Source organism: Nocardia albiluteola, assembly GCF_018860155.1.
GTDB lineage: Bacteria > Actinomycetota > Actinomycetes > Mycobacteriales > Mycobacteriaceae > Nocardia > Nocardia albiluteola.
Genome location: NZ_JAHKNI010000009.1, coordinates 257,494 through 271,025, shown reverse-complemented (window position 1 = coordinate 271,025; position 13,532 = coordinate 257,494). Strand labels below are relative to the sequence as shown.

Genomic DNA, 13,532 nt, shown 5'->3' with positions numbered 1-13,532 from the left:
ACACCGACACAGGCTGATCGAGGCCCGACCGCCCCGCATCGCCGTACAGCGCTCGGCGTGGAGAACGTAGCGCACGAACAGCGAGTCACGATCCACGCACGAACACACGCACTTTCGGCTGCTGCCCGATGATCTCGGATAGCCGGAACCAGCCGCGCCGTCAACGGCAACCGGACACCTAATGGGAGTCGATCAGTTCATTCCCGCCCGGTAGCGATCGGGGTCGGGGAGGCTGGTCGCCGAGCCGCCGGCCGGTGAGCACTCTGTCCGCCTGGAGTGATGTCCGATTCCTAGGGTTAGATCGTGCCCCGGCCGGTTGGCGAGGTCGCCTGTAGCGCTACTGGGGTGTCGTGCCGGTCGAGCACTGATCCATTAGGTCGCCGCCGGGTTGCCTTGGGCTCGAACACCATTGCGCACAGCGACACGAATCGGGGTGACTCATTGATCTTCCTCGGCGATGACTGGGCCGAAGATCATCACGATATCCATGTCATGACCGAAACCGGCACGCGGTTGGCCGCGCGGCGGCTGCCGGAAGGATTGGCCGGTATCAGCGCCTTCCACGACCTGGTTGCCGGCCACGCCCAGGATCCCGGCGAGGTCGTGATCGGGATCGAAACCGACCGGGGCCTGTGGGTCGACGCGCTGGTCGCGGCCGGTTACCGGGTGTATGCGATCAACCCGCTCGCCGCCGCCCGCTACCGCGACCGCCACCACGTGTCCGGCGCGAAATCCGATGCCGGGGACGCGAAGCTGCTCGCCGATCTGGTGCGCACCGACCGGCACAACCACCAGCCGATCGCCGGGGACAGCCCCGGCGCCGAAGCGATCAAGATCCTCGCCCGCGCCCACCAGAACCTCATCTGGACCCGCAACCGCCACACCAACACCCTGCGCTCGGCGCTGCGCGAGTACTACCCGGCCGCGCTGACCGCCTTCGACGATCTGGCCGACCGCGACGCCCTGGCCGTCCTGGGTCGCGCTCCGTCCCCGGCCGAAGGGGCCACGTTGAGCTCGTCGGCACTGCGGGCCACGCTCAAACGCGCTGGCCGACAACGCAATATCGATACACGCGCCGCGCAGATCCAGACCGCGCTGCGCGAGCGGCACCTCACCGCCGCCGCCGCGGCCACCACCGCGCTCGCCGCCACCACCCGCGCCACGGTCGGCATCATCACCGAGATCAACACCGCCATCGCCGGACTCGAAACCGAGCTGGCAGCCCATTTTGAGAAACACCCGGACGCCGACATCTACCTCTCCCTGCCAGGACTCGGTGTCATCCTCGGCGCCCGGGTGCTCGGTGAGTTCGGGGACGACCCCGACCGCTACACCACCGCCAAGTCTCGCAAGAACTACGCCGGAACTTCACCCCTGACCATCGCGTCAGGGCGAAAACGCGCCGTGCTGGCCCGCCACGTCCGCAACCGCCGCCTCTACGACGCCATCGACCAATGGGCCTTCTGCGCCATCAGCCGCAGCCCCGGAGCCCGCACCTTCTACGACCAGCGCCGCGCCGCCGGCGACCTACACCACCAAGCCCTGCGCGCCCTCGGCAACCGGCTGGTCGGCATTCTCCACGGCTGTCTGCGCCACCACACCCCCTACAACGAACACACCGCCTGGGCACACCGCCAAAACACCCAAGCCGCTTGACAACTTACAGACCTGGGATGTCTAACCGCGTGGAGTCAGCTGCTCAGGCGCGCGGCGAAAGCGTCGTAGGCGGCCGAGGTGAACAGGACGAAGCAGATCTCCTCGACGGCCGTGTCGGCCGCACGCGCCGTCTCGACCGCGATGCGGGCGCCGTCGTCCAGCGGCCAGCCGAAGATTCCGGTCGAGATCGCCGGGAACGCGACGCTGCGGGCACCCAATTCGTCTGCCACCCGCAGGGATTCGCGATAACACGACTCCAGCAGGGCCGAGCGGTCCTCGGTGTCCGACCAGACCGGGCCCACGGTGTGGATCACCCAGCGAGCGGGCAGGTTGCCCGCGGTCGTGGCGACGGCCTGCCCGGTCGGCAGGCCTCTCCCATAACGCGACGCGCGCAAGTCGCGACACTCGGAGAGGATCGCCGGACCGCCCTTGCGGTGGATCGCACCGTCGACGCCTCCGCCGCCCAGCAGCGAGGAATTCGCGGCGTTCACCACCGCGTCGACGTGCTGCTCGGTAATATCGCCTCGCACCAGTTCCAGTTTCGCCACGAGGCCATTCTGCCGCCGGCGCGCCACGCCGCAAAGGCAATATCAGCTGCGCGTGGGGCGGACGCCAGGTCCGCGGACGCCGCCGTTGCCATGCAACAACGCGGGGTCTGCCATGCAACAACGCGGGTCGCGACAGGCGGCACTACTCATGTGTCACTGAACCGGATGTTCAGCAGTACTGGCAGATTCCCGTGGCCGGGAGCTGGATGAAGCACTGCGGGCACACCGCGGGGGCCGGCTCCGGTTCCGGGGCCGCCACGGTCGTGGGGCGCGCGGCCGACTTGTTGCGCTTGGCCGCGACCTTCGGGGTGAGCGGAGGCACGCCGCCGTCGGCGGGGATCTCCGCACCGTAGGCCTGGTAGCACTGCCAGCGCGCGTAGGCGGCGTGCAGCTCCATGTCCTCCGGGGTGGGCAGTCCGGCGAGTTCGAGGACGTACTTGTAGGTGAGGTCGACCGTGTGGTCGGCCCGCACGCACAGGGACGTCAGCGGCGGCTCCCCCGCGCCGTGGCAGCGGCGGGCGACCTTGCGCAGGATGGCGTCCATCCAGGTGCGGGTCGGGGCGTCGGTGTGCACGCCCGAGATCTCCTGCACGCGCTCGGCGAGTTCGTCAATGGTCACGAAATGCCCATAGTCGGTGGCGGTTTCGGCCAAAACCTCGTGGGCGGCCAGTGCCCATGCCACCGCGGCCTCGCGGAACGGCACCGTGGCGCCGTCGCTCGCGAGCCAGGCTCCGGAAGATGATGTAGCGGCTTGCTTCATAGCCTCCCTACGGTACCGCGAGACCGCCAGCGCACTCCACCGGCCCTGTGCCACACCCACTCTCGCCACGCCGAACGTGGCGTCCGTCACGTCCGGCGTGGCGTCACCCGGGCGCCCGCGGCGACGGGCCTGACATCACGACGGGCGCGCCGCCACCGCCGCCGTCTATTACTCGTTCCCGACAAGATCGGCCAGCGTCGCTCGCGCTCCCTTTGCGTGCAGCGATTCCAACGCGGACACGTACGCCCGGACGAAACGCGGCTCCTCGATCAGATCACCGAAAACCTCACGCGCGCTCAGGAATGCCGTGGGCTCGGCCCGCTGTCGGCGGGCCAGCGGCATCAGCTCGTCGCGCAGCCGGTCCACGACCTCGATCGGCTCGCCCTGCTCGTCGACCCCCTCGGCGTACCGGGCCCAGCCGGCCACGATCGCGGCAGCGCATTCGATCTCCCCGTCTACGGCCAGGCGCTCGCGGATCACCGGCAGCACCCATTTCGGGATCCGGTCGGAGGATTCGGCACACAGGCGGGCGATGGTGTCGCCGATGGCGGGGTTGGCGAAGCGTTCGATGAGGGTGCGCTTGTATAGGTCCAGATCGACGCCCGGAACCGGGCGCAGCGTCGGGGTGGCCTCCAGGTCCATGTACCGCATCAGGAATCGGTCGAACAGCGGGTCCTGCGCGGCCTCGTGCACCAGGCGATACCCGCACAGGTGCCCGAAGTAGGCGATGCCCTGATGGCTCGCGTTGAGCAGGCGCAGCTTCATCAGCTCGTACGGGGTCACGTCGGCGACCACCTGCACCCCGGCCCGCTCGTAGGGTGGGCGCCCGAGCGTGAACGAATCCTCGAGCACCCACTGCGTGAACGGCTCGGTGACCACCGGCCAGCCGTCCTCGATGCCGGTACGCCGCAATACCTCGGCCGCGGCGTCGGGCGGCGTCGCCGGGGTGATGCGGTCCACCATCGAATTCGGGAATCGCACCTGCTGCTCGACCCAGTCGCCCAGCGCGGGATCGCGCAGCCGGGCGAATGCCCCGAACACCCGGCGCGCGACGTGCCCGTTGCCCTCGATGTTGTCGCACGACATCACGGTGAAGGGTGCGATCCCGGCCGCGCGCCGCCGCGCCAGCCCCTCGACCACGAGCCCGAAGACCGTGCCCGGCACCGCCCCCGGCGCGAGATCCGCGGCGACGGCCGGGGCGGAGGCGTCGAATTCGCCGGAGACCGCGGAGATCCCGTAGCCGCCCTCGGTGATGGTGAGCGAGACGATGCGCGTGGCCGGATCGGCGAGCTTGGCCAGCACCGCCTCGGGATCGTCGGGGGCATACAGGTATTCGACGATCGAACCGATCACCCGGGTGTCCCAGGAGCCGTCGGGCTCGACGACCGAGAGGGTGTACAGCCCGTCCTGCGCGGTCAGCACGTCGCGCATGCGGCGGTCGCCGGGCAGCACACCGACACCGCAGATGGCCCAGTCCCGCGCACCACCGCCCCCGAGCAACGTGTCGACATACATCGCCTGGTGAGCGCGGTGAAATCCGCCGACACCGAAGTGCACGATGCCGGTGGTCAGTCCGCTCCGGTCGTAGCCGGCTCGCATAAGTGTTGTGTGCGTCACACTCGCGATGGTACCGTACGTGAGCAACAGATCACCCCGTGAGCAAATGTTCACGCGGCATACCGATGCGGTGATCGCTCAACGGTGAGGAGCGTCGTGGCCCCCGAACCCCGGCCCAGCAATCCGGAGGATGTCCGGCTGGCCCTGCGCGCCGCGCGCCTCTACCACCTCGAGGGCGCCACGCAGGCCGAAATCGCCGCCGTCCTGGGGGTTTCGCGCCCGACCGCCGGGCGGCTGATCGCCCGCGCCCGGGCCCAGGGCCTGGTCCGCATCGAGATCGTGGTCCCCGAGGAGTTGAGCGCCGCCGTGCACACCGAGGTCGAGCGCGAGCTCGAGGCCGCCTTCGGGCTCACCGAGGTGGTCGTGCTGGGCCAGTCACCCGACGCGGGCCTGGCCCCCCTCGCCGAGGCCGCGGTGTCGGTGCTGGCGCGGCGGCTGCGGCCCGAGTCCGCGCTCGGATTCACCTGGGGCCCCGAAACGATCGCGATCGCCACCGCGCTCGGCCCGCATTCGGCCCGCTGCGCCACCGTCGTCCAGCTCGACGGCTCGCTCACCGCCTCGGACTATCAGACCGGCGTCGAGTTCACCCTCGGCCGCTGCGCCACCCAGCTGCGGGCCACCCCCGTCCGGCTGCACGCTCCCCTCTACGCCGACGCCGCGACGGTGACCGCGCTGGAACAGGATTCGGTGCTCGGTCGCGCGATGGCCCTGGGCCGCGCCGCCGAGGTGATGATGTTCGGGGTCGGCGCGGCGTCCACCGCCGGAACCCTTTTCGAGGGGAGCTTTCTCGATACCGCCCTGCTCGACGAGCTGCGCGGGCTGGGCGCGGTCGGCGAGATCGGCGGCCGCTTCTTCCGCGCCGACGGCACCGATGTGCCGGGAAATCTCGCCGCGCGCACGGTGTCGGTATCGCTCGAGGCGATCCGCGCCTGCCCGACCACGCTGCTGATCTCCGGCGGCGCCGCCAAACGCCAGGCCGTCCTGGGCGCACTGCGCGGCGGGCTGGCCACAATCCTGGTCACCGACATCGACTGCGCGCGATGGCTGTTGGAAAAGAAGGAGGGCTGAGGCCCCATGAAGATCCGGCCCAGCGGAATCAAGCCCCGAAACAAGAACGGCCCCCTGCGTCGTCGCGGGCGCGTGAAGAGCCTTGCAGCACTGGCGGTTACAGGTGTGCTCACGCTCACCGGCTGCGCGGGCGCGGGTTCGTTCACCTCCGGCGGCGGAAGAACGGTCACCATCGCGATGGTCTCGAATTCGCAGATGCAGGACGCGATCTCGCTCTCGGGCGAATTCGAGCGCGCCAATCCCGGTATCAAGCTCAAGTTCGTCTCGCTGTCCGAGAACGAGGCCCGCGCGAAGATCACCTCCTCGGTCGCGACCGGCGGCGGCGAATTCGACGTGGTGATGATCAGCAACTACGAGACCCCGCAGTGGGCCGCGGACGGCTGGCTCACCGATCTGTCCCCCTACCAGGCCCGCAGCCCCGGCTACGACCCGCAGGACTTCATCTCCTCCCTGCGCAGTTCGCTGTCGTACAAGGGCGACATGTACTCGGTGCCGTTCTACGGCGAGTCCTCGTTCCTGATGTACCGCAAGGACCTGTTCCAGCAGGCCGGGCTCACCATGCCCGACCAGCCGACCTGGGATCAGGTGGCCCAGTTCGCCCAGAAGCTCAACGATCCCGCGCACGGGCACTCGGGCATCTGCCTGCGCGGCAATCCGGGCTGGGGCGAGTCGCTGGCCCCGCTGGATACGGTGGTCAACACCTTCGGCGGGCGCTGGTTCGACCAGAACTGGCATGCCCAGCTCACCAGCCCAGAGGTGAAGAAGGCCTGGAACTTCTACGTGAACCTCGTCCACAATTACGGCGAACCCGGTGCGGCGACAAGCGGTTTCAGCGAATGCGCGACGCAGCTCTCGCAGGGCGACACGGCGATGTGGTACGACGCCACCTCAGCGGTCGGCGTGCTCGAGGATCCCGCGTCCAGCAAGGTGGTCGGCAAGATCGGCTATGCGCTGGCCCCGATCGAGCAGAAGCCGAATTCCGGCTGGCTCTACACCTGGTCGCTGGGCATCCCCAAGACCAGCCACAATCCCGATGCCGCATGGAAATTCATCTCCTGGATGACCAGCAAGGAGTACATCAAGCACGTCGGTGAGAAGCTCGGCTGGTCACACGTGCCGCCCGGCAGCCGCAATTCGACGTATCAGATCCCCGGATACGCCGCCGCGTCCAAGGCATATGGCCCGGTCACGCTGCAGGCCATGTCCACGGTGGATCCGGAACATCCCACGCTGCAACCGGTTCCGTACACCGGCATCCAATTCCTGGCCATCCCCGAGTTCCAGGATCTCGGCACCCGGGTGAGCCAGCAGCTCAGCGCCGCGATCGCGGGCCGCGAAAGCGTGCAGACCGCGCTCGAGCAATCCCAGCAGTATGCCGAGACAGTCGGCAAGTCGTACCGAGGGAATCAGTAGCATGTCCGTCACCACCGCGGCCCCCGCCGCCGCCCCACCGTCGGAAATAGTCCGCCGCGCCCAACGGATCTCGCGCGCCGAGGGCTGGCGCCGGCGCGGTCCGCTGCTGCCCGCCCTGATCTTCATGATCGTGGTCACCCAGGTCCCGTTCGTATTCACGCTGTACTACTCGACGCAGTCCTGGAACCTCGTCCGGCCCGGCTCCCGGCACTTCGTCGGGTTGAGCAACTACGCGGATGTGTTCCGGGACAGCCAGTTCTGGTCGGTCACGCTCAATACCATCGTTCTCATCGTCGGCACCGTCGTCATCTCGGTCGTCCTCGGGCTGCTGCTCGCACTGCTGCTCGACCGCGCCTTCCTCGGCCGCGGGGTCGTCCGCACGCTGCTGATCACGCCCTTCCTGGTGACTCCCGTTGCCGCGGCGCTGATCTGGAAGACCACGATGCTGGATCCGGTGTTCGGCCTGGTCAACTTCTTGTTGAAACCATTCGGGGTCGGCCAGCTCGACTGGGTGAGCAAATTCCCGCTGCCCGCGGTGATGGCCGACATGGTCTGGCAGTGGACGCCGTTCATGATGCTGCTGATCCTGGCGGGCCTGCAGTCCATGCCGCGCGACATCACCGAGGCCGCCCGCGTCGACGGGGCCAACTCGGTCCAGGTGTTCCGTGAGCTGACGCTGCCGCATCTGCGCCGCTTCATCGAACTCGGCTCGGTCCTGGGGGCGATCTACCTGGTCAACACCTTCGACTCGGTGTACATGATGACCCAGGGCGGGCCCGGCATCGCCAGCTCGAACCTGCCGTTCTACATCTATCAGCGCGCCTTCCTCGGCTTCGACATCGGCCAAGCCGCGGCCATGGGCGTGGTCACCGTCATCGGTACCACCGTCGTCGCGACGCTCGCGCTGCGACTGCTGTTCACCTCGTTCACCGGCAAGGAGGAAGCGGCATGACAACCACCACCGCTCCCGCAACCACACCACCCGCGGCACAACGAGTTCCGGTGCGCCGCAAGCGGAACCGAGCCGGAATCGGCTGGGGCGTGCTGGCCTGGGTGGTCGGCATCGCGATGTTCTTCCCGGTGCTGTGGATGGTGCTCACGGCCTTCAAACAGGAGGCCGACGCCTACACCAATACCCCCAAGCTGTTCTTCGTCCCTACGCTGCAACAGTTTTCGTCGGTATTCTCCGGCGGCATCGGCACACCCCTGCTGAATTCGGCGTTCGCGACCATCGCGTCCACGATTCTGGTTCTCGCGCTGGGCATTCCGGCAGCGTTCGCGCTGTCGCTGCGCCCGATCAAGCGCACCCGCGACGCGCTGATGTGGTTCATCGGCACCAAGATGCTGCCGATCGTCGCGGCGATCATCCCGCTGTACGTGATCGTCGGGGACATCGGGATGCTGGACAACATCTGGACCCTCGTCATCCTCTACACGGCAATGAATCTGCCGATCGCGGTGTGGATGATGCGCTCGTTCTTCCTGGAGGTACCCGGCGAACTCCTGGAGGCCGCGAGCATGGACGGGGCGAGCCTGTGGACCGCGGTGCGTGAGGTCATCCTGCCGCTGGTCTCCCCCGGGATCGCCGCGACGGCGCTGATCTGCGTCATCTTCTCCTGGAACGAATTCTTCTTCGCCGTCAACCTGACCGCGGTGCAGGCCCAGACGATGCCGGTGTTCCTGGTCGGCTTCATCACCGGCGAGGGCCTGTACTGGGCCAAGCTGTCCGCCGCGGCGACCCTGGCCGCATTGCCCGTCGTCCTGGCCGGGTGGTTCGCGCAGAACAAGCTGGTGCGCGGACTGTCCTTCGGCGCCATCAAATAAGAGCTCGAGTGAGGTAACCCCATGGCCACCATCCATTACGACAGCGCCTCGTGTGTCTACGCCGGTGCCGACACCCTCGCGGTCGACTCGCTCGACCTCGACATCGCCGACGGCGAATTCATCGTCCTGGTCGGGCCGTCCGGCTCCGGCAAGTCCACCGCCCTGCGCATGCTCGCCGGTCTCGAGGAGATCGACGGCGGCAGCATCCGCATCGACGGCCAGGACATGGTCGGGGTCCCCTCCAAGGACCGCGACATCGCCATGGTGTTCCAGAACTATGCGCTGTATCCGAACAAGACCGTCGGCGAGAACATGGGCTTCGCGCTGAAGATGATGAAGGTGTCGTTGGACGAGCGCAAGCGCCGCGTCGCCGACGCGGCCGAACTGCTCGGGCTCACACCGTATCTGGACCGCAAGCCGGCCAAGCTCTCCGGCGGACAGCGCCAGCGGGTGGCGATGGGCCGGGCCATCGTGCGCGAGCCGCGGGTGTTCTGCATGGACGAGCCGCTGAGTAATCTCGACGCCAAGCTGCGCGTGCAGACCCGCACCCAGATCGCCGCGCTGCAGCGCCGCCTGGGCACCACCACCGTGTACGTCACCCACGACCAGGTGGAGGCGATGACGATGGGCGACCGGGTGGCGGTGCTGCGCGATGGCAAGCTGCAGCAGTTCAGTACGCCCGCAACGCTGTACGACCGCCCCGCCAACGCGTTCGTGGCCGGGTTCATCGGTTCGCCGTCGATGAACCTGTGCACCGCGCCCGTGGTCACCGGCGGCGTCGACATCGCGGGCGTCACCGTCGAGCTGCCCCGGGAGCGCATGACCCGCATCGCGGCGGCGGGGCTGGACACCGTCATCCTCGGCATCCGGCCCGAACATCTCGAATTGCGCCGCGACGCAAGCGGATTCACGGTCAGCGTGGAGCTGGTCGAGGAGCTCGGCAGCGAATCCTACGTCTACACCCGCGTTCCCGGCGGCCCGGTGCTCGGGCTGGACGGCGAGCCCGTCATCTTTGTCTCGCGGTCGGCCGAGCGCGCCCCGGCCCGCCTCGCGGAGACGGTCTCGCTGCACATCACCGATCCCGCGGCGGTGCACCTGTTCGATCCGGCAAGCGGAGACCGCCTGGAGGACTGAGCCCTCCGCCGACCGAATGTCACATGCGCTCGAATCAATGAAGCGAACGTGGCATTCGGTCGGTTCGCCCAGTGCTCTCGAGGTGCACTCGACGGAGGAGGGTGGGTTCACCGAATGTCACATTCGCGCGCTTTCGTCCGCTCAGAATAGAACAAGCCCCGTGACCAGTGGGTTCGCCGATCACGGGGCTTGTCTCTACGAATCTGCCACGAATTATGCCGCATGCTGGCTCCAGCGTGCGGCGGTGACGGCTTGTGTACAGCCCAATCGCCAACCCACCTCCAACGTGGCTGGCCGCCCCCTTCCGATCGCGCCAGCAGATTCCCCGGATGACGCTCAAACCGAGTGCCTCGGCGGAGTCGCCATCGCCTACAAGCTGATTCGGCCGATGGTGATCGGCACCGTGCTGTCGTCGCCGTTCCTGATGGGGAGCATGACAGGTGTCATGGATGAGTCGTGACGGTCAGGGGAGGTGGTAACCCGCGCCGCCCGCGAGAGTTGAACCATGACATCAGCACTGACCTCCGGCTCGGCGAACCGGGTCGCCGCCGTGCCGGCGATCGAGATTCGCGGCCTCGAGAAGACCTTCCACACCTCCAGCGGGGCGGTCCGCGCGGTCGACGGGCTCGACCTGGTCGTCGCGCCGGGGGAGGTCGTCGCCTTCCTCGGGCCCAACGGTGCCGGGAAGTCGACCACCATCGATATGCTGCTGGGCCTGCTGCGCCCGGACGCCGGGCAGATCAGCGTCTTCGGCGGGACACCGGCGGAAGCGATTGCGGGCGGCCGGATCTCGGCGGTGCTGCAGATGGGCGGGCTGCTGCCGGACCTGACCGTCACGGACACCGTGCGGCTGGTCGCGAGCCTGCACGCCGATCCGCGCCCGGTCGCGGAGGTGCTGGCCCGCGCGGGTATCGACGGGATCGCGGACCGATTGATCGGCAAATGTTCCGGTGGCCAGCAGCAGCGTCTTCGATTCGCCTTGGCACTGCTGCCGAATCCGGACCTGCTGGTGCTCGACGAGCCGACCGCGGGCATGGATGTGGAGGGGCGGCGCGCCTTCTGGAACGCCATCCGCCGCGACGCGGGCCGGGGACGCACGGTTGTCTTCGCCACCCACTACCTCGAAGAGGCCGACGCCTACGCCGACCGAATCATTCTGATGCGCAACGGAACAGTGGTGGCCGATGGGACCGCGGCCGCGATCAAGAATCTCGCCGCGGGCCGCGTCGTCAGCGCCACCCTGCCCGGCGCCGATCAGGCCCGGCTGCTGGCCCTGCCAGGTGTCGATGAGGTGGAACAGCGCGGCGACCGGGTCCTGGTGCACGCCAGGGATTCCGACGCCGTGGCCCGCTATCTGATCACCGCCACCCCGGCCGTCGACCTCGAGATCACCGGCCACAACCTCGAGGATGCCTTCCTCGCCCTCACCGGAGACAACTGATATGAGCACTTCTGCCCTCGACAATGCCCTGCCCGCCCGCCGAACCCGCCGCGGCGGGTTCAGCTGGGGGTTCTTCGCCCTGGAGCTGCGCCAGGCGATACGCAACAAGCGCACCCTGATAGTGGCCCTGGTGCTGCCGCCGGCGATCTTCCTGTCCTATGGCACCCGGTCCGGATTGCGTAGCCAGGCATACGGTTCCGGGAATTTCACCGCCTATGCGATGGTGTCGATGGCGCTCTACGGGGCGATGCTCGCCACCACCAGCGGCGGCGCCGCGGTGGCGCTGGAGCGGGCCGCGGGGTGGAGCCGGCAGTTGCGGCTCACCCCGCTGCGCCCGGTCCTGTATATCGCGACCAAACTGATGCTGGCGATGGTTCTCGGATTTCTTTCCGTCGCAGCGGTATTCGCCGTCGGTGCGGCAGTCGGCGCGCGACTGCCGGCCGCCGCGTGGGTGGGCTGCTTCGCGATGGCCTGGATCGGGTCGCTGATCTTCGCCGCCTTCGGACTGTTCATGGGGTATCTGCTCCCCCCGGCCAGTGTGGTGCAGATCCTGAGCTTGGTCCTGGCGGCACTCAGCTTCGCGGGCGGGGCGTTCATCCCGCTGCACGGCTGGGCGCTGCAGGTGTCGAGGATCTTCCCCACCGGTGGCCTGGCAACCCTGGCCCGGCTGCCGTTCGAGCACAGCAGCGGCGTCGTTGTCGCGCTCGCCGTCGTGAACGTGGTGTTCTGGGCGGCCGTGTTCACCGGGGGCGCGGCGCTGATGTTCCGGCGTGATACCGCCCGCTGACCGTGGCGTGCCGTCCGCCGAGCCCGGTGCGGAATCCCGCACCGGGCGTTAGCGTCTGTGCATGTCCAGGCAGCGGGAATGGGACGGTCGATGCCGATGAAATCCTGGTGGGGCGGCGTGCGGCGGCTGGTGTCCGGTGGCATGGATCACATCGCGAGTGCCGGGCCGACCGCGGACGTGCCGCCGGTGCGGCGCGGCTGGTTCGGCGGGTTCATGGCCACCGCGTGGCTGTTCGGGTTGTTCACGCCGATCGGCCGGCGTTGGGCCGACGGGCAGGAGGTGCGGGCGGTCGCCGCGGGAGTCTGCCTGATCGCCTTCGGGACGGCGATCACCGCATCGTTCGTCCTGTTCCCGCAGCCCGGCTGGCAGGACGGGGTCGGGCGGCGCACGACGGACCGGCGGGCGTGGCTGCTGCTGGCCGTGCTGGGTGTATTGAGTGCGGCGACGATGGCGTTGCTGGGTGGCATCGGCATCCTGACCCTCGCCTACGTCGCGACGATGTCGGTCTTCGTGCTGCCGTCGCGCGAATCCGCGCGTTTCGTCGTCACGTTCTCGCTCATCATGGTGATCGTGCCGCTGCTGCGACCACAGTGGGGCGCCGGGGGCGCGCAGTTCTACGTGGCCGTCGTCCTCCCGATCGTCATCTGGAGCGGCCGGGAGATCGGGCTGCGCCGGCGACGTGGCGTCGAACTGGCCCGGCGTCAGCTCTCCCAGCTGGCCATCGTCGAGGACCGCAACCGGGTGGCCCGCGACGTGCACGACATCCTAGGCCACTCGTTGACCGTGATCACCGTCAAAACCGAACTGGCACTGCGGCTCATCGATCTCGACCCGGAGCGGGCGAAGACCGAGATGTCCGATGTGGAACGGCTGGCGCGGGAGGCACTGGCCGGTGTCCGCGAGACGGTCGGCGGGCTGCGTGAGGTGACCCTGGCCGGCGAACTCGCCAATGCGCGAACGGCCCTGCACGCGGCGGGAATCAAGGCGGATCTGCCGGATGCCGAATACCTTGGCGAATACGGCCCGGTCTTCGGCTGGGTGCTGCGCGAGTCGGTCACCAATATCGTGCGCCACAGTGCGGCCAGCCATTGCACGGTGCTGGTGAGCCCGTCTCGCATCGAGGTGCGCGACGACGGGACCGGCATGGGCGCCGGCGCCGAATTCGGTTCGGGTCTGGCGGGATTGCGGGAACGCGTGCGCGCCGAGGGCGGCACGCTGACGCTGGCGGCGGTACCGGGCGGCGGCGTCCGGGTGACCGCAACCTTCCCGGAGGTGTGAGTTCGC

The 13,532-nt window shown here is 68.5% G+C and carries 13 protein-coding genes; 10 read left to right on the top strand and 3 right to left on the bottom strand.

Annotated elements, in window-relative coordinates; translation table 11 throughout:
• Positions 1-441: 441 nt before the first annotated feature.
• Complete coding sequence (locus KO481_RS26440) at positions 442-1,656, top strand: IS110 family RNA-guided transposase (protein WP_215920815.1); 1,215 nt, start codon at positions 442-444, stop codon at positions 1,654-1,656.
• A 35-nt stretch (positions 1,657-1,691) separates the two neighbouring features.
• Here KO481_RS26440 and KO481_RS26435 read toward each other — a convergent pair whose 3' ends face one another.
• The 3 genes from KO481_RS26435 to KO481_RS26425 all read right to left on the bottom strand — a co-directional run bounded on the left by KO481_RS26435 (position 1,692) and on the right by KO481_RS26425 (position 4,563).
• On the bottom strand, positions 1,692-2,204 hold the full coding sequence (locus KO481_RS26435; RefSeq protein WP_215920813.1) for an O-acetyl-ADP-ribose deacetylase: 513 nt from the start codon (positions 2,202-2,204) through the stop codon (positions 1,692-1,694).
• A 169-nt stretch (positions 2,205-2,373) separates the two neighbouring features.
• Positions 2,374-2,964: a hypothetical protein gene (locus KO481_RS26430; protein ID WP_245401538.1), complete on the bottom strand. Its 591-nt coding sequence runs from the start codon at positions 2,962-2,964 to the stop codon at positions 2,374-2,376.
• Between the two features lie 168 nt (positions 2,965-3,132).
• Complete coding sequence (locus tag KO481_RS26425) at positions 3,133-4,563, bottom strand: mannitol dehydrogenase family protein (RefSeq protein ID WP_215921077.1); 1,431 nt, start codon at positions 4,561-4,563, stop codon at positions 3,133-3,135.
• Between the two features lie 114 nt (positions 4,564-4,677).
• Here KO481_RS26425 and KO481_RS26420 point away from each other — a divergent pair, with 114 nt between their 5' ends.
• The 9 genes from KO481_RS26420 (at position 4,678) to KO481_RS26380 (ending at position 13,526) form a co-directional block, all read left to right on the top strand.
• Positions 4,678-5,649, top strand: coding sequence for a sugar-binding transcriptional regulator (locus KO481_RS26420; RefSeq protein ID WP_215920811.1), 972 nt, complete (start codon positions 4,678-4,680; stop codon positions 5,647-5,649).
• A gap of 6 nt (positions 5,650-5,655) precedes the next feature.
• The gene (locus KO481_RS26415) at positions 5,656-7,062 is read left to right on the top strand and encodes an ABC transporter substrate-binding protein (protein WP_215920809.1); all 1,407 of its coding nucleotides are present in this window, start codon (positions 5,656-5,658) and stop codon (positions 7,060-7,062) included.
• A gap of 1 nt (position 7,063) precedes the next feature.
• Positions 7,064-8,014 (top strand): carbohydrate ABC transporter permease, encoded by a 951-nt coding sequence (locus KO481_RS26410; protein WP_215920807.1) that lies wholly within the window; start codon positions 7,064-7,066, stop codon positions 8,012-8,014.
• Positions 8,011-8,886, top strand: coding sequence for a carbohydrate ABC transporter permease (locus KO481_RS26405; RefSeq protein ID WP_215920805.1), 876 nt, complete (start codon positions 8,011-8,013; stop codon positions 8,884-8,886). The genes KO481_RS26410 and KO481_RS26405 overlap by 4 nt, the downstream gene beginning before the upstream one ends.
• Before the next feature lie 21 nt (positions 8,887-8,907).
• The gene (locus KO481_RS26400; protein ID WP_215920803.1) at positions 8,908-10,020 is read left to right on the top strand and encodes an ABC transporter ATP-binding protein; all 1,113 of its coding nucleotides are present in this window, start codon (positions 8,908-8,910) and stop codon (positions 10,018-10,020) included.
• 160 nt (positions 10,021-10,180) lie between these two features.
• Positions 10,181-10,480 (top strand): hypothetical protein, encoded by a 300-nt coding sequence (locus KO481_RS26395; protein ID WP_215920801.1) that lies wholly within the window; start codon positions 10,181-10,183, stop codon positions 10,478-10,480.
• A 45-nt stretch (positions 10,481-10,525) separates the two neighbouring features.
• Entirely contained in the window at positions 10,526-11,461 is a 936-nt protein-coding gene (locus KO481_RS26390) for an ABC transporter ATP-binding protein (protein WP_215920799.1), read from the top strand.
• A 1-nt stretch (position 11,462) separates the two neighbouring features.
• Positions 11,463-12,248: an ABC transporter permease gene (locus KO481_RS26385; protein ID WP_215920797.1), complete on the top strand. Its 786-nt coding sequence runs from the start codon at positions 11,463-11,465 to the stop codon at positions 12,246-12,248.
• A gap of 90 nt (positions 12,249-12,338) precedes the next feature.
• Positions 12,339-13,526, top strand: coding sequence for a sensor histidine kinase (locus KO481_RS26380; RefSeq protein WP_245401537.1), 1,188 nt, complete (start codon positions 12,339-12,341; stop codon positions 13,524-13,526).
• The last annotated feature ends 6 nt before the right edge of the window (positions 13,527-13,532 follow it).

Excerpts from the sequence above, each read along its gene's own strand:
- KO481_RS26430 (WP_245401538.1), bottom strand. The coding sequence starts at position 2,964 with ATGAAGCAAGCCGCTACATCATCTTCCGGAGCCTGGCTCGCGAGCGAC.
- KO481_RS26410 (WP_215920807.1), top strand. The coding sequence starts at position 7,064 with ATGTCCGTCACCACCGCGGCCCCCGCCGCCGCCCCACCGTCGGAAATA.
- KO481_RS26400 (WP_215920803.1), top strand. The coding sequence starts at position 8,908 with ATGGCCACCATCCATTACGACAGCGCCTCGTGTGTCTACGCCGGTGCC.
- KO481_RS26380 (WP_245401537.1), top strand. The coding sequence starts at position 12,339 with ATGCCGATGAAATCCTGGTGGGGCGGCGTGCGGCGGCTGGTGTCCGGT.
- KO481_RS26405 (WP_215920805.1), top strand. The coding sequence starts at position 8,011 with ATGACAACCACCACCGCTCCCGCAACCACACCACCCGCGGCACAACGA.
- KO481_RS26425 (WP_215921077.1), bottom strand. The coding sequence starts at position 4,563 with ATGCGAGCCGGCTACGACCGGAGCGGACTGACCACCGGCATCGTGCAC.
- KO481_RS26415 (WP_215920809.1), top strand. The coding sequence starts at position 5,656 with ATGAAGATCCGGCCCAGCGGAATCAAGCCCCGAAACAAGAACGGCCCC.
- KO481_RS26390 (WP_215920799.1), top strand. The coding sequence starts at position 10,526 with ATGACATCAGCACTGACCTCCGGCTCGGCGAACCGGGTCGCCGCCGTG.
- KO481_RS26385 (WP_215920797.1), top strand. The coding sequence starts at position 11,463 with ATGAGCACTTCTGCCCTCGACAATGCCCTGCCCGCCCGCCGAACCCGC.